The organism is Xanthomonas sp. JAI131 (assembly GCF_013410075.1).
Classification (GTDB): domain Bacteria; phylum Pseudomonadota; class Gammaproteobacteria; order Xanthomonadales; family Xanthomonadaceae; genus Xanthomonas_A; species Xanthomonas_A bonasiae.
The window spans coordinates 286475-304721 of the sequence record NZ_JACCCN010000002.1 but is presented as its reverse complement, the minus strand read 5'-3'; the positions used below and the strand labels follow the sequence as shown (position 1 = coordinate 304721).

At 68.9% G+C, this 18247-nt stretch carries 17 protein-coding genes; 11 read left to right on the top strand and 6 right to left on the bottom strand.

The annotated features are described in order from the left end of the window. Positions 1 to 167: 167 nt before the first annotated feature. The 4 genes from HDC36_RS08120 to HDC36_RS08105 all read right to left on the bottom strand — a co-directional run bounded on the left by HDC36_RS08120 (position 168) and on the right by HDC36_RS08105 (position 2562). On the bottom strand, positions 168 to 467 hold the full coding sequence (locus tag HDC36_RS08120) for a DUF3861 family protein (protein ID WP_179566158.1): 300 nt from the start codon (positions 465 to 467) through the stop codon (positions 168 to 170). Between the two features lie 278 nt (positions 468 to 745). Then, positions 746 to 1309 (bottom strand): M23 family metallopeptidase, encoded by a 564-nt coding sequence (locus HDC36_RS08115; protein WP_179566156.1) that lies wholly within the window; start codon positions 1307 to 1309, stop codon positions 746 to 748. A gap of 4 nt (positions 1310 to 1313) precedes the next feature. After that, a complete protein-coding gene (locus HDC36_RS08110) occupies positions 1314 to 2012 on the bottom strand; it encodes a tellurite resistance TerB family protein (protein WP_179566155.1) in 699 nt (232 codons plus the stop codon). Positions 2013 to 2163: 151 nt separating this feature from the next. After that, entirely contained in the window at positions 2164 to 2562 is a 399-nt protein-coding gene (locus HDC36_RS08105) for an HU family DNA-binding protein (RefSeq protein WP_145708001.1), read from the bottom strand. A 666-nt stretch (positions 2563 to 3228) separates the two neighbouring features. Here HDC36_RS08105 and HDC36_RS08100 point away from each other — a divergent pair. Both HDC36_RS08100 and HDC36_RS08095 read left to right on the top strand, forming a co-directional pair. Continuing rightward, positions 3229 to 3660 carry an OsmC family protein gene (locus HDC36_RS08100; RefSeq protein WP_179566153.1) on the top strand — a complete coding sequence of 144 codons (432 nt, stop codon included), beginning with the start codon at positions 3229 to 3231 and terminating at the stop codon, positions 3658 to 3660. Positions 3661 to 3912: 252 nt separating this feature from the next. After that, positions 3913 to 4533, top strand: a complete 621-nt coding sequence (locus HDC36_RS08095; protein ID WP_179566151.1) for a glycine zipper 2TM domain-containing protein — start codon at positions 3913 to 3915, stop codon at positions 4531 to 4533. 135 nt (positions 4534 to 4668) lie between these two features. Here HDC36_RS08095 and HDC36_RS08090 read toward each other — a convergent pair whose 3' ends face one another. Beyond that, a complete protein-coding gene (locus HDC36_RS08090) occupies positions 4669 to 5547 on the bottom strand; it encodes a PhzF family phenazine biosynthesis protein (protein ID WP_179566149.1) in 879 nt (292 codons plus the stop codon). Between the two features lie 174 nt (positions 5548 to 5721). Between HDC36_RS08090 and HDC36_RS08085 the strand changes: the two genes are divergently transcribed. The 4 genes from HDC36_RS08085 (at position 5722) to HDC36_RS08070 (ending at position 12072) form a co-directional block, all read left to right on the top strand. Further along, positions 5722 to 8331 carry a bifunctional aspartate kinase/diaminopimelate decarboxylase gene (locus tag HDC36_RS08085; RefSeq protein ID WP_179566147.1) on the top strand — a complete coding sequence of 870 codons (2610 nt, stop codon included), beginning with the start codon at positions 5722 to 5724 and terminating at the stop codon, positions 8329 to 8331. Positions 8332 to 8418: 87 nt separating this feature from the next. Next, positions 8419 to 9774 carry a UDP-N-acetyl-alpha-D-muramoyl-L-alanyl-L-glutamate epimerase gene (gene murL, locus HDC36_RS08080; RefSeq protein WP_179566145.1) on the top strand — a complete coding sequence of 452 codons (1356 nt, stop codon included), beginning with the start codon at positions 8419 to 8421 and terminating at the stop codon, positions 9772 to 9774. Beyond that, positions 9755 to 11188 (top strand): UDP-N-acetylmuramoyl-L-alanine--D-glutamate ligase, encoded by a 1434-nt coding sequence (gene murD / locus HDC36_RS08075; RefSeq protein ID WP_179566143.1) that lies wholly within the window; start codon positions 9755 to 9757, stop codon positions 11186 to 11188. The genes murL and murD overlap by 20 nt, the downstream gene beginning before the upstream one ends. A gap of 89 nt (positions 11189 to 11277) precedes the next feature. Then, positions 11278 to 12072 (top strand): dienelactone hydrolase family protein, encoded by a 795-nt coding sequence (locus tag HDC36_RS08070; protein WP_179566141.1) that lies wholly within the window; start codon positions 11278 to 11280, stop codon positions 12070 to 12072. A gap of 204 nt (positions 12073 to 12276) precedes the next feature. Here HDC36_RS08070 and HDC36_RS08065 read toward each other — a convergent pair whose 3' ends face one another. Beyond that, entirely contained in the window at positions 12277 to 13275 is a 999-nt protein-coding gene (locus HDC36_RS08065) for a polyprenyl synthetase family protein (RefSeq protein WP_179566139.1), read from the bottom strand. 191 nt (positions 13276 to 13466) lie between these two features. Between HDC36_RS08065 and HDC36_RS08060 the strand changes: the two genes are divergently transcribed. The 5 genes from HDC36_RS08060 (at position 13467) to HDC36_RS08040 (ending at position 18210) form a co-directional block, all read left to right on the top strand. Next, positions 13467 to 13982 carry a single-stranded DNA-binding protein gene (locus HDC36_RS08060; protein WP_179566137.1) on the top strand — a complete coding sequence of 172 codons (516 nt, stop codon included), beginning with the start codon at positions 13467 to 13469 and terminating at the stop codon, positions 13980 to 13982. Positions 13983 to 14136: 154 nt separating this feature from the next. Then, complete coding sequence (locus HDC36_RS08055; RefSeq protein ID WP_179566135.1) at positions 14137 to 14322, top strand: hypothetical protein; 186 nt, start codon at positions 14137 to 14139, stop codon at positions 14320 to 14322. 694 nt (positions 14323 to 15016) lie between these two features. Next, the gene (locus tag HDC36_RS08050) at positions 15017 to 15919 is read left to right on the top strand and encodes a TIM barrel protein (RefSeq protein ID WP_179566134.1); all 903 of its coding nucleotides are present in this window, start codon (positions 15017 to 15019) and stop codon (positions 15917 to 15919) included. Between the two features lie 30 nt (positions 15920 to 15949). Then, a complete protein-coding gene (locus tag HDC36_RS08045) occupies positions 15950 to 17635 on the top strand; it encodes a GMC family oxidoreductase (RefSeq protein ID WP_179566132.1) in 1686 nt (561 codons plus the stop codon). Continuing rightward, positions 17635 to 18210 carry a gluconate 2-dehydrogenase subunit 3 family protein gene (locus tag HDC36_RS08040; RefSeq protein WP_179566130.1) on the top strand — a complete coding sequence of 192 codons (576 nt, stop codon included), beginning with the start codon at positions 17635 to 17637 and terminating at the stop codon, positions 18208 to 18210. The genes HDC36_RS08045 and HDC36_RS08040 overlap by 1 nt, the downstream gene beginning before the upstream one ends. The last annotated feature ends 37 nt before the right edge of the window (positions 18211 to 18247 follow it).

Sequence of the window (18247 nt, the reverse complement as noted above, 5' to 3'; positions counted from 1 at the left end):
AACGAGGGTCAGCAGCGCGGCGGCGCGCAAGGTCAGCAGGCGGAGCTTCATGGGATGTGGTGCCTTGGCGGAATCAGGGGTTCAACATAACCGCAGCCGGTGAATGCGCGATTAGCGGAAGAGGGGGGTGAAGCGGTCAGGCCTGCGGAAACGCGTGCGCCGGCTGGTCACGCGGCGGTCGGCGCCAGCCGCGCCAGGATCGCATCCAGCGCCGGACGCAGCGGTGCCAGCAAGGCCTGCGCCTCGCTGTCGCTGCGCTCGCTGAGTCCGCGCAGCAGTTGCGTGCCCACGGTCAGCGCGGCGCGCTCGTCGCCGTGCAGGCCGGGATGACGCTGCGCGGCTTCGAGCAGGCGCATCCAGTCCTGCCGGCAGCGGGCCTCGAATTCGATGGTGCAGCGGCCTTGGCATTGCAGCCCGTCGGCCTCGATCGGCGTGACGGTGATGCGGTAGCGTTGGGAGGCGGTCATGGGCGTGCGCACGGCGGGTCGGTCGACCCAAGATAGGCGCCGTCCGCCACTATCACGAGAGGGATGGCCGCGACGCTCTGTTCCAGGGCGCGTCATCAAGCATCGGGCGCCGGTCGTGCCGCAGGCGACGGCCGTGCGGGTTGGGCCATGGCGGCCGCTGATCGGCGCTACGCGGCGTGGGTCCGACTATCGGAGACGCGTTGCCATGTCCCTCTGCACGGCCGCCAAACCCCGTGTGGGCATGGCTTGGACGCGATGGCACGCCTCTTTGCGACCGTTCAGCGCGCCGCACGCAGCAGCGGCAGCGGATCGTAGGCACCGCCCTCGGCGTAGACGCCGTAGTGCAGATGCGGTGGCGTGCCGCGCGCGTTGCCGCTGTCGCCGACCGTGCCGAGCGGATCGCCAGCCTCGACCAGGTCGCCGACCTGCAGGTCCGGCGCCCAGTCCTGCAGATGCGCGTAGTAATGGCGTTGCCGGGCCGGACCCATCACCCACACCTGGCGGCCGCCGAGGCCGCGCTCGGCGACTGCGACCACGATGCCACGCGTGGCCGACAGCACCGGCGTGCCGCGCTTGGCGAAGATGTCCACGCCGGCGTGCTGGCGATCGCGACCGCGCGGCGCGCCGAAGGTGGCGGCCACGCGGCGCGGGTCCACGCCTTGCACCGGCATGCGCAGCGCGGTGGGCGGCGGCTGCCGCGCGAGTTCCCAACCGGCCCGCGCACGCAGCGCCCACGGCTGCTGCCAGGCCCAGGCCAGCGCGAGCGCCGTGCAGGCCAGTGCGGTCGAGCGCAGCAGCCAACGGCGCAGCGTCCGCGCAGGCGAGGGCGCCGCTGCCGGCATCGCCTCAGCCAGCCTGCGTGCCGGCCTGCTTCTGCAACTGCTGCTTCAGCGCGTCGTCGATGCCGAGCTGGCGCGCCAGTTCGTCCAGGTAGCTGCGTTCCATGAAGCTCTGTTCGTCGGCGGCGAGCAGGCTGGCCAGATACATCTCCGAGGCGATTTCCGGCGTCGTCGCGGCTTTCGCCACTTCGGCCGGGTCCAGCGGCTTCTCCAGTTCCGCGTGCAGCCAGCGCTGCACGTCCTCGTCGCCGTCGAGGCGGGTGAACTCGCCTTCGATCAGTTCGCGTTCGCGGGTGTCGATATGGCCGTCGGCCTTGGCCGCGGCGACCAGTGCGCGCAGGATCGCCTGGCTGTGCTGTTCCACTTCCAGCGGCGGCAACCGGTCCAGGGTCTGCGGTTCTTCAGGCGCGGCAGCACCGAGTTGCTGGCGCTTGTAGTCGCCGTAGGCGCGGTAGGCCATCACCCCGATTGCGGCCAGGCCGCCATAGGTCGCCAGCTTGCGCGTGGTGCGGTTCTTGCCCAGCAGCAGGCCGAGCGCGCCGCCGCTCAGGGCGCCCTTGCCGAAGTCGGCGTTGAGCATGCCGCCGAGGCCGCCGCTCCTGGCGGGCGATCCCGCCGAGGCGGACGTGCCGGTCTTGGCCATGGCCTGGCCGGCGGCGCCCTGCGCCGATTGCAGCAGTTGGTCGAGAAAGCCCTGTAGCTTCATGCACGCGTTCCTTTCGAATTGAAGCACCGGTATAGCCGGCGCCGCCTTAGCGGGCTGTCAATCCCGCTGCGGGCGGCGGCGAGCGCGCAAAAAAAACGAGACGGCGCAGGCCGTCTCGTCCGGTGTGCTTGCCTGGATCAGGCGACGCTGCTCAGAGCGCGGCGTCCTTGAGCTTCTTCAGCGGGCGCACCTTCAGCTTGGTGGTGGCCGGCTTGGCGGCGAACCACTGCTCTTCCTTGGTGAACGGGTTGATGCCCTTGCGCTTCGGCTTGGCCGGCACGCTGACGGCGGTGATCTTGAGCAGGCCCGGCAGGGTGAACGAACCGGCGCCCTTCTTGCTGACCGAGCCGGCCACGGCGTGCTCGAGCGAGGCCATCACCGCGCGCACGTCCTTGGCGACGACGCCGCTGGCTTCGACGATGTGGGCGACCAGCGCGGACTTGCTCAGCGCTTCCTTGATCGGCTTGGGAGCGGCCGGCTTGGCGGCGGTCTTGGTGGCTACTTTCTTCGCTGCCTTTTTCGGGGCAGCCTTTTTCGCGGTCTTTGCCATGATGTCCTGATTCCGTAAACGATAGGTGGTTGGGTCGCGCCGACCCCGTCGGCATGGCGAAATGTAGGGCATGTGCTACGCCGCGCCAATAGGCAAACCGCAAAAAGACGCGGAAAAAGCCCCATGCCGCGTTTTTTTTCGCCGCAAGGGCGGATTTGGACCGGGAAAACGGCAGCGCGCTGCCGCTAGGCGCAGCGTTCATGCCGAGCCGCGACCGGCATCGCCGCCGCCTCGCCGCGGCCATTGGCAATGCTGGAATCCAGTGCGCAGGCGGCTGCTCGGACCGGTCCGGCGGACAGCAATCCCACTCGCCGCGTCGCCGTCTGCTTCCGATGTGTACGGCTGGGCGCGCACGCTCCGGAGGCGGCGCGGTCGCTGCCGTGCGTGGAGGCGCCGGGTTGCGCCGCGCGCTGGCCGTTGCTGCGCAGAGGGCGTGCCACCTGGCGAGTTGGTCGCGGTGTCGGCTATCGACGAGTTCGCCGAGCTGGGCGACCGGCGGCGCCTGCGGGCGAGCGATCGCCATCGCTTGCGGAGCATCGCTGCGCTCCGCCAAAAACGCCGCCAGCGGTGCCCGGATGCGCACCGCCCACGGCGGGTACTGCGCCGCACAAGGCCGTAACGCCCGCTGCTCTATCGTGCCTGCCTCATTCACCACGGGAGTACCGCATGGGCATTTCGCGTCACGCCACCGCGCATTGGGAAGGCGATCTCAAGAACGGCAAGGGCCAGCTGAGCACGCCGCAGAGCGGTCTGCTGGAGAACACCCGCTACGCCTTCAGCAGCCGCTTCGGCGACGAGAAGGGCACCAATCCGGAAGAGTTGATCGCCGCCGCGCACGCAGGCTGCTTCACCATGGCGCTGTCGGCCAAGCTCAGCGAGGCGGGCTTCCCGCCGACCTCGCTGGACACGCGCGCCGAGGTCGATCTGTCGATGGAAGGCGGTCCGCAGTTGTCGCAGATCCGGCTCAAGGTCAAGGCCGTGGTCCCGAACATCGAGGCGGCGCAGTTCCGTGCGCTGGCCGACGACGCCAAGCAGAACTGCCCGGTGTCCAAGGCGCTGAGCGCCGTGCCGATCAGCCTGGAAGCCGAACTGGGCTGAGCGTCGGGCCTGGCGCGCGCCGCCAGGCCTTTTCCCCGAAACGACGGTCAGGCCACGCCGGCTACGGCTCGCGCGGCCTGGCCGTTTGCCGTTGCATGGGAGCGGTTCCAGTCGCGATACGCGCAAGCCCCCGTTGCGGCAACAGCTGTCGCGGCGCTAAACAGTCGCCGTCGACCGGGCCCAATTCAGTCTCGTTTCACCGGCGCGGACCGAGCATGCAGGTGCGCGATCCACGCGCCTGGAATCTTCGACATGAACAAGCTCTCGACCCGTCTTCTGACCGCCGCGCTCGCCGTGGGCGTGGTCGGCTCCGCCACTGCGCAGGACTACGGCCGCTACGATGGCTATCGCGATCGCGGCTATCCGAGCAGCGGCAGCTACGAATACGCCCGTGTGGTCCGTGCCGACCCGATCATCGTGCCGGTGCGCGGCCCGCGCGAAACCACCGAGCGCTGCTACGAGCGCCCGGCCTCGGGCGAATATGTCGAAAACGGCTACCGCGGCAATGGCTACTACAGCGACGGCTACCGCGGCACCGACGGCGGGCGCAGCGCGGCCACGGTGGTCGGCGGCATCGCCGGTGCGCTGCTGGGCAGCCGCGTCGGCGGCGGCAGCGGGCGCTTCGTCGGCACCGCGGTCGGCACCATGGTCGGCGGCCTGGCCGGGCGCTCGATCTACGACAGCAATACCCGCACCACCGTGCAGACCGGCTCGGTCAGCGTGTGCGAACCGGTGGCCTATCGCAGCGAGAGCTACGACCGGGTGGACGGCTACGACGTGACCTACGAATACGGCGGCCGCTACTACCACACGCGCAGCGCGGAGCGTCCGGGCGACCGCATCCGGGTGCGCGTGGACGTGTTGCCCGACTGAACGATGCGGACGCCTCGCTGAGGCGTCCATGGGGCATCGGCGGCCAGCGCCACGGCGCTGGCCGCCGACGACGATTCGTCAGGCGGCCCTGCCGCCCACTCCTGCCGTTGCAGGCAAGCGTTATCGATCTGCCGCTCAGCGCCAGTCGATGCGCCCGTCGATCACCGTCTGTACCTGGCCGCCCGACCAGACCTCGCCGGCGCTGTCCACGCTGAGGGTCAGCAAGGCATCGTGGCCGACCTCGCGGCCCTGGCTGACCACGTAACGGCCGTCGCGGCCGGGCAGGGCGTCGCGGTGGTCCAGCCACGCGGCGAGTACGGCGTTGGCGGCGCCGGATGCGGCATCCTCGAACCGGCGGCCATTGCCGACGAACGCACGCACTGCCAGCTGATACGCCTGGTCGTCGGCCCGCGCATAGGCGAACACACCCATGCTGGCGGTGCTTTCGGCCAGCGCGGCGATCGCTTCCCAGTCCGGCGCCAGGCCGCGCAACGCGGCTTCGTCGGCGATTTCGACCAGCCACCAGCAGCGGCCGCCGTCCATGCGCACCGGCGGTTGCGCGCCCAGCGTCCAGCCGGCCAGCGCCGCCGCCAGGCGCGGATCGGCGGCGTCGGCGATCTCCGCGACCTGCGCGCGCGGGGTGCGGATGGCGATGCTGCGCACGCCACCGTCCGCATCCACGCGCAACGGCAGCAGCCCGGCGATGCCTTCCTGGACCAGCACGCCGTCCTTGGGCACGGCGATGCCCGCCTCCAGCACCGCATGCGCGGTGCCGACGCTGGGGTGGCCGGCGAACGGCACTTCCTTCTGCGGACTGAACATGCGGATGCCGTAGCTGGCGCCCGGCTGCGTGGCCGGGAACACGAAGGTGGTCTCCGGCAGCCGCGTCCAGCGCGCGATCGCCTGCATCGCCGCCGCGTCCAGGCCTTGCGCATCCAGCACCACCGCCAGCGGATTGCCGGCGCCGGGGCGCGGGGAGAACACATCCAGTTGCAGGAAACGGCGCGTGGTCATGGCAGGCACTCGAAGGCGGGGGCGCGCAGCTTAGCAACCGCGGCGCGCGCCCGATGCAGGGCCGGCGCATCGCGGGCTTGGCCGGCAAGCGCCAGGAGCGCTGCGCTTGGCATAGAATCGCAGGTTCCGCCCGGCGTTCCGGGCCTCTTTCCCTCCACCAGACCCCACAACGAAATGTCCTCTTCCCCCCACGTCGATCGTTGGATCGTCCTCAAGTTCGGCGGCACCTCGGTGTCGCGTCGTCATCGCTGGGACACGATCGGGAAGCTGGCGAAAAAACGCGCCGACGAGACCGGGGCGCGGGTGCTGGTGGTGGTGTCGGCGCTGTCGGGGGTGACCAACGAGTTGACCGCGATCGCCGACGGCAGCGCCGACAGCGCGCAGCGCGTGGCCGCGCTGGAGCAGCGCCACCGCGAGTTCCTGGGCGAACTGGAACTGGATGCGGACAGCGTGCTCGGCGCGCGCCTGGTGGCGCTGCGCGGATTGCTCGACGACCCGCGCGCGGCGAGCCGCACGCTGGACTGGCAGGCCGAGGTGCTGGGCCAGGGCGAGTTGTTGTCCTCGACACTGGGCGCGGCCTACCTGCGCGCCAGCGGCCTGGATTTCGGCTGGATGGACGCGCGCCAGTGGCTGGACGCGCTGCCGCCGCAGCCGAACCAGAGCGAGTGGTCCAAGCGGCTGTCGGTGTCGTGCCAGTGGCAGTCCGACACGGCCTGGCGCGAACGTTTCGTCGCCCAGCCGGCGCGGATGCTGATCACCCAGGGCTTCATTTCGCGGCACCAGGACGGCGGTACCGCGATCCTCGGCCGCGGCGGCTCGGACACCTCGGCGGCGTACTTCGGCGCGCTGCTCGGCGCCAGCCGGGTGGAGATCTGGACCGACGTGCCAGGCATGTTCAGCGCCAATCCGCGCGAAGTGCCCGATGCGCGCCTGCTGACCCGGTTGGACTATTACGAAGCGCAGGAAATCGCCACCACCGGCGCCAAGGTGCTGCATCCGCGCTCGATCAAGCCGTGCCGCGACGGCGGCGTGCCGATGGCGATCCTGGACACCGAGCGCCCCGAGCTGCCCGGCACCAGCATCGACGGCAACGCGCGCACCGTGCCCGGGGTCAAGGCGATCAGCCGCCGCAACGGCATCGTGCTGGTGTCGATGGAAGGCATCGGCATGTGGCAGCAGGTCGGCTTCCTGGCCGACGTGTTCGCGCGCTTCGCCAAGCATGGGCTGTCGGTGGACCTGATCGGTTCGGCCGAGACCAACGTCACCGTGTCGCTGGATCCGAGCGAGAACCTGGTCAACACCGACGTGCTGGCGGCGCTGTCGGCCGACCTGGCGGAGATCTGCCGGGTCAAGATCATCGTGCCGTGCGCGGCGATCACCCTGGTCGGACGCGGCATGCGCTCGCTGCTGCACAAGCTCTCGGACGTGTGGGCCACGTTCGGCAAGGAGCGCGTGCACATGATCTCGCAGTCGTCCAACGACCTGAACCTGACCTTCGTCATCGACGAGGCCGATGCCGACGGCCTGTTGCCGATCCTGCACGCCGAGCTGATCGACAGCGGCGCGATGCCGGTGGAGGAGACCGAGGTGTTCGGCCCGCGCTGGCGTGAGATCACCGGCAGCGTGCGCGCGCGGCCGACGCCGTGGTGGCATGCCGAGCGCGAGCACCTGCTGCGCCTGGCCGACGCCGGCACGCCGCGCTATGTCTACCATCTGCCGACGCTGCGCGAGCGCGCCCGCGCGCTCAAGGCGATCGCGCCGATCGACCAGCGCTACTACGCGATCAAGGCCAATTCGCATCCGGCGATTCTCGAGGCGCTGGTCGCCGAGGATTTCGGCCTGGAATGCGTGTCGCACGGCGAACTGCGCCGGGTGTTCGACACCTTGCCGGAGCTGTCGCCGCGGCGGGTGCTGTTCACCCCCAGCTTCGCGCCCAAGGCCGAGTACGAAGCCGCGTTCGCGCTGGGCGTGACCGTCACCGTGGACAACGTCGAGCTGCTGCAGCGCTGGCCGGAACTGTTCCGCGGCCGCAGCCTGTGGCTGCGCATCGACCTGGGCCACGGCGACGGCCACCACGAGAAGGTCAACACCGGCGGCAAGGCGTCCAAGTTCGGCCTGTCGGCGACGCGGGTGGACGAATTCGTCGAGGTCGCGCGCACGCTGGATATCCGCATTGTCGGCGTGCACGCGCACCTGGGCAGCGGCGTGGAGACGGCGCAGCACTGGCGGCGCATGTGCGACGAACTGGCCGGCTTCGCACGCCGCATCGGCAGCGTGGAGGTCATCGACATCGGCGGCGGCCTGCCGATCGCCTACAGCGCCGACGACGAACCGTTCGATCTCGATGCCTGGGCGCAGGGCCTGGCCGAGGTCAAGGCGGTGCACCCGGCATTCCGCCTGGCGGTCGAGCCGGGCCGCTATCTGGTCGCCGAATGCGGCGTGCTGCTGACCCGCGCCACCCAGGTGATCGAGAAGGACGGCATCCGCCGGGTCGGCCTGGATGCGGGCATGAACGCGCTGGTGCGCCCGGCGTTGTACGACGCCTGGCACGACGTGGCCAACCTGAGCCGGCTCGAGCGCGAGGCCGATGCGGTGTTCGACGTGGTCGGCCCGATCTGCGAATCCAGCGACGTGTTCGGCAAGCGCCGCCGCCTGCCTGCCGCCACCGCGGCCGACGACGTGATGCTGATCGCCGATGCCGGCGCCTACGGCTACGCGATGGCCAGCACCTACAACCAACGCGAGCTGCCGCGGGAGGACGTGATCGATGCGCCTGCCGTCTGAGACCCGCTTTCTTGCGCCGCCGCGCGCAGCGCGAGCGGCATGCCGCGCTTCGGCGCGAATGCCGCTCAGCCCGATTCCGGATACGCCATGACCGCTTTCGACAAACAGCAGATCACCACCTTCCGCTTCGTGCGCTGCGCGTTCGACGCCGACAGCGGCGTCGCGCGCCTGGTCTATGCCTTCGACCAGGGCCCGGAGCTGGTGGAGACGATCACCGTGCCCGGCGCGCCGTTCGTGCTGGACGCGGCGCGCGCGCAGGCCGTGCAGCACGCGCTGCGCCTGCTGCACCTGATCGCTGGGGTCAGCTACTACAAGGCCGCGGTGCCGCCGCGGATCGAAATCGACGACTACGCGATCGACGCCGAGACTGCGGCGCTGCTGGACAGCGTGTATCTGCACGGCCTGGGCGAGTTCGCCTATCGCAACGGGCTGGATCTGCGCGAGCGGATCCGCTTTCCGGCGACGGCGGCAGACGAACAGGGTGCTCCGGCACTGGGCCTGCGCGGGCATGCGCTGGTCGCGATCGGCGGCGGCAAGGATTCGCTGGTCAGCATCGAGGCGTTGCGCGCGGCCGGCGTGGAGCAGACCGTGGCCTGGATCGGCGGCTCGCAGCTGATCCGCGCCTGCGCCGAGCGCACCGCGCTGCCGACCTTGAACATCGGCCGCGCGCTGGCGCCGGAGCTGTTCGAACTGAACCGGCAGGGCGCGTGGAACGGGCATATCCCGGTGACCGCGGTGAACTCGGCGATCCTGGTGTTCGCCGCGCTGCTGCAGGACGCGGGCCAGGTGGTGTTTTCCAACGAGCACTCGGCCAGCTACGGCAGCCAGATCGCCGGCACCGGCGAGGTCAACCACCAGTGGTCCAAGGGCTGGGCGTTCGAGCAGGCGTTCGGCGCGCATGTGCAGCGCTACGTGGCCGCGGATCTGCGCTACTACTCGCTGCTGCGCCCGTTGTCGGAGCTGGCGGTGGCGCGGCAGTTCGCCAAGACCGACCATTACGACGCGCATTTTTCCAGTTGCAACCGCAATTTCCACATCCTCGGCGAGCGCCCGGCGCACCGCTGGTGCGGGGTGTGCCCGAAGTGCCATTTCGTGTTCCTGGCGTTGGCCCCGTTCATGCCGAAGACGCGGCTGGTGCGGATCTTCGGCCGCAACCTGCTCGACGATGCGGCGCAGGCGCCGGGTTTCGATGCGCTGCTGGAATTCCAGGACCACAAGCCGTTCGAATGCGTCGGCGAGGGCCGCGAATCGCGCGCGGCGATGGCCACGCTGGCTGCGCGCGCGGAATGGAAGGAGGACGCGCTGGTGGCGCGGTTCATCCGCGAGATCCAGCCGCAGCTGGACGCCGGCGACCTGCGCGTGGAGCCGCTGCTGGCGCTGGACACGCAGCATCGCATTCCGGCCGAGCTGTGGGAACGCGTGCGTGCGAATTTCGCAGCTTGACGGTCTGCGCGTCGCGCTGTGGGGCTGGGGCCGCGAGGGCCGGGCGGCGTATGCCGCGGTGCGCGGCAGGGAATGGGGAATGGGGAATGGGGAATCGGCGGCGGCGCTGCCGCTGACGGTATTCTGTTCGGTTGACGAAGCGGCTTCGCTGTCGGCGCTCGGGGATCCCGCGCTGCAGGTGGAAACCGAGATCAGTGCCGAGCGGCTGGCTGCGTTCGACGTGGTCATCAAGTCGCCCGGGATCAGCCCGTATCGGCCCGAGGCGCAGGCCGCCGCCGCGCACGGCACGCGCTTCATCGGCGGTACCGCGCTGTGGTTCGCCGAACGTGCGGACGCCGACGGCGTGGTGCCGGGCAGCGTCTGCATCACCGGCACCAAGGGCAAGAGCACCAGCACCGCATTGCTGGCGCACCTGCTGCGCGCCGGCGGCCATCGCACCGGCCTGGTCGGCAACATCGGCCTGCCGCTGCTGGAAGTGCTGGCGCCGCCGCAGCCGCCCGACTACTGGGCGATCGAACTGTCCAGCTACCAGACCGGCGACGTGGCGCGCAGCGGTGCGCGGCCGCAGTTGGCGCTGGTGCTGAACCTGTTCCCGGAACATCTGGACTGGCATGGCAGCCAGGCGCGTTACGTCGAGGACAAGCTGGCGCTGGTGACCCAGGCGCGGCCGCGCATCGCGCTGCTCAACGCCGCCGATCCGCAGCTGGCGGCGCTGGCGCTGCCCGACAGCGAGGTGCGCTGGTTCAATCGCGAAGACGGCTGGCACATGCGCGGCGATGTCGTGCATCGCGGCGAAGTGGCGGTGTTCGACAGCGCGCGGGCGCCGCTGCCGGGCCGGCACAACCGCGGCAACCTGTGCGCGGTGCTGGCGGCGATCGAGGCGCTGGGCCTGGACGCGGCGGCGCTGGCGCCGGCCGCGGCGGAGTTCCGGCCGTTGCCGAACCGGCTGCAGACCTTGGGCGAGCGCGACGGCGTCGCCTACGTCAACGATTCGATCAGCACCACGCCGCACGCCACGCTGGCGGCGCTGGAGTGCTTTCGCGGGCGCCGCATCGCGCTGTTGGTCGGCGGCCACGATCGCGGCCTGGACTGGCAGGCGTTCGCGGAGGCGATGCGCCACGGCGCGCCGCTGGAGATCGTCACCATGGGCGGCAACGGTCCGCGCATCCACGCGCTGCTGGCGCCGTTGGCCGCGACCGGCGGTTTCGGCCTGCACGCGGCCGCGGACCTGCCGGCCGCCGTGGCGTTGGCGCGCGAAGCGCTGGGCGAGGGCGGCGGCGTGGTGCTGCTGTCGCCGGGCGCCCCCAGCTTCGGCGCCTACCGCGACTACGTCGCGCGCGGCCGCCATTTCGCCGAACTGGCCGGGTTCGATCCGGAGGCGATCAGCGCGATCCCGGGGCTGGGCATCGCCTGATCTGGGGGCTTCGCGCATTGAGCTGGCGCGCACGCCGCATGACCGCCGCTGCGCTTAGACTGCCGGCTGGTTCCGATGGGAGAGACGCGATGCGCACTCGTTCGATGCGGTGGATCGGCCTGCTGGGCCTGGCCTTGGCGCTGCCGTTGCCGGCGCTGGCCGCGATGCAGGCCAAGCCGGTGGAATGGAAGGTCGGCAAGGACAGCTTCAGCGGCGTGCTGGTCTACGACGATGAAGACAACGACAAGCGCCCGGGCCTGGTGATGGTGCCGAACTGGCGCGGGGTCAACGCGTCGGCGATCGAAAAGGCCAAGCAGCTCGCCGGCGATGACTACGTGGTGCTGCTGGCCGACGTCTACGGCAAGGGCAAGCGTCCGGCCAACGATGCCGAGGCCGGACAGTTCGCCGGGGCGCTGAAGAAGGATCCGGCGACGTTGCGCGCGCGTGCATTGAAGGCGGTCGAGGTGCTGAAGGCGCAAGCCGGCAAGGCGCCGCTGGACGCTGCACGGATCGGCGCGGTCGGCTTCTGCTTCGGCGGCACCACGGTGTTGGAACTGGTCCGCGCCGGCGCGCCGCTGGCGGGCGTGGTCAGCCTGCATGGCGGCCTGAGCACGCCGTCACCGGCCGCCGCAGGCAGCGCCAAGACGCCGCTGCTGGTGCTCAACGGCGCCGACGACAAGAGCGTGAGCCGCGACGACATCGCCGCCTTCGAGCAGGAAATGAACGGCGCCGGCGCCGACTGGCAGTTCGTCAACTTCAGCGGCGCGGTGCATTGCTTCGCCGAGGCCGACGCCAACAGCCCGCCGGGCTGCCAATACAATCCGCGCGCGGCGAAGCGTGCCTATCGCATGCTGCACGATTTCTTTGATGAGCGATGGGATTAGGGATTAGGGATTCGGGATTCGCAAAAGCGGCAGGTCTGCGCTTTACGAATCCCAACCCTGTCAGGGCACGCGCGCGCGTCGGATCAGCGCTTAAGTTCGACTGCGGAGCACGCGTTTCAGAACCATGGGGATTCGCAGAAGCCGCATCGCCGCTTCTGCGAATCCCCAATCCCCAATCCCGTCCGGCGCGCGCAGCGCGCCGGATCAATGCCTGCGTTCGACCGCGTAACGCGCCAACCCGCGCAGCGCGGCCACCGCCTCGCTTTCCGGCAGGCCGTCCAGCGCGCGTTCGGCAGCGGCGGCGTATTCGGCGGCGCGGCGCCGGCTGTAGTCGAGCCCGCCGCTGGCCTGGATCGCCGCCAGCACTTCCGGCATCGCGGCGGCATCGCCTTGTTCGACGATATGGCGCAGGCGCTGGCGGGTGGCGTCGTCGGCGTGCGCCATCGCGTGGATCAGCGGCAGGGTGGCCTTGCCTTCGGCCAGGTCGTCGCCCAGGTTCTTGCCCAGGTCGGCGGCATCGGCGGTGTAGTCGAGCACGTCGTCGGCGATCTGGAACGCATAGCCCAGGTGCATGCCGTAGTCGTACAGGCGCTGCTGCACCTCTTCGGACGCGCCCGAGGCCATCGCCCCGAGCCGGGTGCCGGCGGCGAACAGCACCGCGGTCTTGCGCTCGATCACGCGCAGATAGGCGGCCTCGTCGGTATCCGGGTTGTGCACGTGCAACAGCTGCAGCACCTCGCCCTCGGCGATGCGGTTGGTGGTGTCGGCGAGCAGCCGCATCACCGCCATGCTGTCCAGTTCGACCATCAGCTGGAAGCTGCGCGAGTACAGGAAATCGCCGACCAGCACGCTGGGCGCGTTGCCCCACAGCGCATTGGCGGTGCTGCGGCCGCGGCGCAGGTCCGATTCGTCGACCACGTCGTCGTGCAGCAGGGTCGAGGTATGGATGAACTCGACGATCACCGCCAGCTGGTGGTGCATCGGCCCGCCGTCGCCGCAGGCGCGCCCGGCCAGCATCACCAGCATCGGCCGCAGGCGCTTGCCGCCGGCGGAAACGATGTGCTCGGCGATCTGGTTGATCAGCACCACGTCCGAAGCCAGACGGCGGCGGATCAGGGCATCGGCGGCGCTCATGTCGGGCGCGGCCAGCGCCTGGATCTGAGGCAGCCCCAGGGCGGGGCGGAGGTCTTCGGCGAGGCTCATGCGGTCGGACTAGGGGGAATGCAGGGATTATAGGCCCCCCGGTGCGGGCAAGTCTTACGCCTGAACCGGGGTCGGGCTGATATCCGCCGCCAGCCCGGTATAATTCACTGTCCTCGCCCGTTCCCGAACGGGCAACCCTATCCGACATGCCCGCGCCCGAGCGGGTTCACCACCCCGAACGGAAGAATTCCATGGCCCGCGGCATCAATAAAGTCATCCTCGTCGGCAACCTCGGCAACGACCCCGACACCAAGTACACCCAGGCCGGCATGGCGATCACCCGGATCAGCCTGGCCACCACCAGCGTGCGCAAGGACAAGGACGGCAACCAGCAGGAGCGCACCGAATGGCACCGCGTGGTGTTCTTCGGCAAGCTCGGCGAGATCGCCGGCGAGTACCTGCGCAAGGGCAGCTCGGTCTACGTCGAAGGCTCGATCCGCTACGACAAGTACACCGGCCAGGACGGCGTGGAGAAGTACTCCACCGACATCGTCGCCGACGAGATGCAGATGCTGGGCGGTCGCGAAGGCGGCGGCGGTGGTGGTGCCGGCATGGGCGGCGATCGCCCGCAGCGTTCGGCACCGCCGCGCCAGGAGCGCCCGAGCCAGGGCGGCGGCGGGCAGGACTACGCGCCGCGCCGCCAGCAGCCGGCACCGCAGCAGTCCGCGCCGATGGACGATTTCGCGGACGACGATATCCCGTTCTAAGACACATAGTCCTTAGAAATAGGTCCAGGAAGAGCCCCGTTTTGCGGGGCTTTTCTTTTTCTCGATGCTGCTGGCCCGCAGACGCGAAGCAGTTCTTGTCGAAGTGCGGCTCGGATTCGCATACGGCGTACACCGCTGTGGCGGGGACGGGGCGATGCCGCTGTCGGTCGAGCGATATCGGCGTGAAATGTCGATCGAAGATGACGATATCGATCTGTTCGCTGCGGCCGCCGGCACCGTCAGTCACAAAGCCCGTCTCGACCTTGTCGCGATCGGGCAAGCAAGCGCGGAAGACCTCGATCCAGTGGTCTCGTTGACACTGGCTTGCGTGCCAGGATGATTGGCCGACTGAGAGGCGCGGTGCATCTTCAGCGCTGGTTCGTCCCTTACCCCCAAACGAAGGCGTCGAAGCCAGACGGTATCGGCCGATTGGGTCGCCGTAGGCATGGTTCTTCTCACGATTTGGGGAATTGGGGCCGAAGCGTGCGCGCAAGCGGCGCGTGCCTCGCTGTTCTTGCCTTCGCGGAACCGATTGATCGCCGGCGTGGCTTCGCGAGCGGCCGCCTCGGGCAACGATCTGGCGCGGTCTTTCGTGCCGAATCCATGCTGTCGCTCACGGGCGGGCACAGCCCGGCCGGAACGGGTCAAGTGGCGTGAATGCGCGTAGCCAGTGTGGCGAACAAGCCCTGGAACGCATCGTCGAACCGGCCCCCCAGCCGCCATCCAGGCAGTCCGCTGCCACAACCTCAAGCGGGAATCCGGTTTCACCGGTTTCTCGCCGTGCCTCGCCTGCGTAGCGGGCCATGGTGCACGGGATGCCAGCCCCTTTCCGCTGCACCTCCGGTAGTCCCCTCCGTGCGCCGCCCGAAATTCCATCGCCGTCCTGCAGCGACCGGCGCGACGGGCGTTGTGCTTTGCAGCATGGGTTTTCGTGCACTGCGTCTTGCAAAAAAACGATTGCCTACTTTATGGTGCAATCGATTGCATTGCGGCGAATCCTCAATGTTTGATACCGGTTGGGAGGCCGGAAGTGGATGTCCATCCATTCGATCGGACCGGCGCCAGCCCCGGGGTTCACGAGGCGAGATGCGCTGCGCGTTGCTGTCGCCGGAAGCCTTGGCCTGGGCGCTGCGGGCATGCTGCCTGCGTTTGCCGCTGCCGCTGCCGCGCCGCTCAAGTGCAACCTGAAGCATTCCGTCGCCCGCTGGACGTTTCCGCAGCAGTCGGTCGCCCAGCTTTGCCAGACGGTGAAGAGCATCGGTTTTGCCGCCATCGATCTGGTCGGCCCGGCGGATTGGCCCACACTGAAGGCCAATGGCGTGTACAGCGCGATGTGCAACGGCGCGGAGATGGGCCTGGACAAGGGCTTCGCCGGGAGCCAGTTCCACGACCAGCTGGTCGAGCGCTATACGCGGCACATCGATCTGGTGGCCGATGCCGGCTATCGCAACCTCATCTGTTTTTCCGGCAATCGCAACGGCATGGATCCCCAGGAAGGCATGGCCCACGCCGAAGCCGGACTCAAGCGCATCCTCGGGCATGCCGAGAAGCGCGGCGTCGTGCTGGTGATGGAGCTGCTGAACTCCAGGGTCGATCATCCCGACTACCTGTGCGACCACTCCGCTTGGGGCGTCGAGCTGTGTCGGCGGATCGGCTCGGATCATTTCGGCCTGCTGTACGACATCTACCACATGCAGATCATGGAGGGCGACATCATCGCCACCATCGGCAAGCATCACGCGTGCTTCAAGCATTACCACACCGCGGGCGTGCCTGGCCGGCACGAGATCGGAGACCAGCAGGAACTCCACTATCCCGCCATCTGTCGCGCGATCCGCGACACCGGTTTCGACGGCTATCTGGCGCAGGAATTCATGCCTGCGGCGCCGGATCCTGTCGGCTCGCTGCGCGAGGCGATCCGCCTCTGCGACGTCTGAAACGCTATCCACCAAGGTGAAGTAGAACCCATGGCAGACAATCACTACGACGCCATCGTCGTCGGCTCGGGAATCAGTGGCGGTTGGGCGGCGAAGGAGCTGACCGAGAAAGGCCTCAAGGTGCTGATGCTGGAACGCGGACGCAACATCGAGCACGTCAAGGACTACGTCAACGCGATGAAGGAGGCGTGGGATTTCCCGCACCGCAACCGGCCGACCCAGGCGATGAAGGCCGACTATCCGGTGCTGATGCGCGACTACGGCCTGGTCGAGAACCTGCAGGGCATGTGGGCCAACGAAAAGGAATCGCCCTACACCGAGATCAAGCGATTCGACTGGTACCGCGGCTATCACGTGGGCGGTCGCTCGCTGCTGTGGGGACGGCAGAGCTATCGTCTGTCGGACCTGGATTTCCAGGCGAACCTCAAGGACGGCATCGCCACCGATTGGCCGATCCGTTACGCCGACATCGCGCCCTGGTACGACTATGTGGAGAAGTTCGCCGGCATCGCCGGCACGCGCGAGGGCCTGGACGTGTTGCCCGACGGCGAGTTCCTGCCGCCGATCCCGTTGAACATCGTCGAGAAGGACGTGGCCGCGCGGATCAAGAAGGCCTTTGGCGGGACCAGGCACCTGATCCACTCGCGCACCGCGAACATCACCCAGCCCAAGGTCGAGCAGGGCCGCGTCAACTGCCAGTATCGCAACAAGTGCATCCTGGGCTGTCCCTACGGCGCCTATTTCTCGACCCAGTCGGCGACGCTGCCGGCGGCCATGAAGACCGGCAACCTGACCTTGCGGCCGTTCTCGATCGTCAAGGAAGTGCTCTACGACAAGGACCGCAAGCGTGCGCGGGGCGTGGAGATCATCGATGCCGAGAGCGGACAGACCTACCAGTACACGGCCAACGTGATCTTCCTCAACGCCTCCTCCTTCAACTCGACCTGGCTGCTGATGAACTCGGCCACCGATGTCTGGGAAGGCGGGCTGGGCTCGTCGTCCGGCGAGCTTGGGCACAACGTGATGGACCATCATTTCGGCGCCGGTGCCGCCGGCCGGGTCGAGGGCTACGACGACAAGTACTACTTCGGCCGGCGTCCCTGTGGCTTCTACATTCCGCGTTTCCGCAACGTCGCCGCGGACAGGCGTGGCTACCTGCGCGGGTTCGGCTACCAGGGCGGCGCCAGCCGCACCGGGTGGTCGCGCGAGATCGCCGAGCTGAACATCGGCGCCGACCTGAAGGACGCGCTGACCCTGCCGGGCGACTGGCGCATCGGCATGACCGGATTCGGCGAAATGCTGCCGCACCACGACAATACGATCCGCCTGGACCCGCAGCGCAAGGACAAATGGGGGTTGCCGGTGCTGGCGATGGACGTGTCCCTGCGCGCGAACGAAAAGGCCATGCGCAAGGACATGGCCGCCGATGCCGCGGAGATGCTGGAGGCCGCCGGCGTCAAGGACGTGCAGATGCACGACGACGACTACGCCCCGGGCAAGGGCATCCACGAAATGGGGACCGCGCGCATGGGCCGCGACCGCAGCAACTCCGTGCTGAACCAGCACAACCAGGTCTGGGACGCGCCGAACGTCTACGTGACCGACGGCGCCTGCATGACCTCCAGCGCCTGCGTGAATCCCTCGCTGACCTACATGGCGCTGACGGCACGGGCAGCGGACCATGCCGTGCGCGAGCTGAAAGCGGGGAACCTGTGATGGAACGCCGCGAACTGCTGAAGATGATCGTCGCCGCCACGGGCGCGGCCATGATCGGCCTGCCCGCGCTCGTCCATGCACAGGCGCCGGCCGAGGGGGCGAACAACGCCTTCTCCGCGGCCGATGTCGGCACGCTGGACGAGATCGCCGAGACCATCCTGCCGCGGACCAAAACGCCGGGGGCGAAGGACGCGGGCGTGGGCCTGTTCATGGCGCAATTCGTCACCGATTGCTACACCGCCCAGCAGCAGGCGGCGTTCCGCGCCGGCCTGGTCGAGATCGACAAACGCGCCGGCGGCCGATTCGTAGCGCTCACGCCGCAGGCCCGCACCGAGCTGCTGCGCACCCTCGACGCAGAAGCCAGGAAACACGTCGTCGCCATGACCGACACCGGCACCGCCAAAGTGGCGGACGCGATGCCGCATCACTTCACGATGCTCAAGCAGCTGGCCATTTTCAGCTTCTTCACCTCGAAGGTCGCCGCGACCGACGTGCTGCGCTACGTCGCCGTGCCGGGTCGCTACGACGGCGATCTGGCCTATGCCCCCGGTACGCCCGCCTGGGCGACCAACTGATGGACCGCAACGATTCGCCCATGCACCACTTTCCAGG

Excerpts from the sequence above, each read along its gene's own strand:
- HDC36_RS08120 (WP_179566158.1), bottom strand. The coding sequence starts at position 467 with ATGACCGCCTCCCAACGCTACCGCATCACCGTCACGCCGATCGAGGCC.
- HDC36_RS08055 (WP_179566135.1), top strand. The coding sequence starts at position 14,137 with ATGCCGCTGTCGGTCGAGCGATATCGGCGTGAAATGTCGATCGAAGAT.
- HDC36_RS08070 (WP_179566141.1), top strand. The coding sequence starts at position 11,278 with ATGCGCACTCGTTCGATGCGGTGGATCGGCCTGCTGGGCCTGGCCTTG.
- HDC36_RS08095 (WP_179566151.1), top strand. The coding sequence starts at position 3,913 with ATGAACAAGCTCTCGACCCGTCTTCTGACCGCCGCGCTCGCCGTGGGC.
- HDC36_RS08065 (WP_179566139.1), bottom strand. The coding sequence starts at position 13,275 with ATGAGCCTCGCCGAAGACCTCCGCCCCGCCCTGGGGCTGCCTCAGATC.
- murL (WP_179566145.1), top strand. The coding sequence starts at position 8,419 with ATGACCGCTTTCGACAAACAGCAGATCACCACCTTCCGCTTCGTGCGC.
- HDC36_RS08115 (WP_179566156.1), bottom strand. The coding sequence starts at position 1,309 with ATGCCGGCAGCGGCGCCCTCGCCTGCGCGGACGCTGCGCCGTTGGCTG.
- HDC36_RS08110 (WP_179566155.1), bottom strand. The coding sequence starts at position 2,012 with ATGAAGCTACAGGGCTTTCTCGACCAACTGCTGCAATCGGCGCAGGGC.
- HDC36_RS08060 (WP_179566137.1), top strand. The coding sequence starts at position 13,467 with ATGGCCCGCGGCATCAATAAAGTCATCCTCGTCGGCAACCTCGGCAAC.
- HDC36_RS08045 (WP_179566132.1), top strand. The coding sequence starts at position 15,950 with ATGGCAGACAATCACTACGACGCCATCGTCGTCGGCTCGGGAATCAGT.
- HDC36_RS08090 (WP_179566149.1), bottom strand. The coding sequence starts at position 5,547 with ATGACCACGCGCCGTTTCCTGCAACTGGATGTGTTCTCCCCGCGCCCC.
- HDC36_RS08040 (WP_179566130.1), top strand. The coding sequence starts at position 17,635 with ATGGAACGCCGCGAACTGCTGAAGATGATCGTCGCCGCCACGGGCGCG.
- HDC36_RS08085 (WP_179566147.1), top strand. The coding sequence starts at position 5,722 with ATGTCCTCTTCCCCCCACGTCGATCGTTGGATCGTCCTCAAGTTCGGC.
- HDC36_RS08105 (WP_145708001.1), bottom strand. The coding sequence starts at position 2,562 with ATGGCAAAGACCGCGAAAAAGGCTGCCCCGAAAAAGGCAGCGAAGAAA.
- HDC36_RS08050 (WP_179566134.1), top strand. The coding sequence starts at position 15,017 with ATGTCCATCCATTCGATCGGACCGGCGCCAGCCCCGGGGTTCACGAGG.
- HDC36_RS08100 (WP_179566153.1), top strand. The coding sequence starts at position 3,229 with ATGGGCATTTCGCGTCACGCCACCGCGCATTGGGAAGGCGATCTCAAG.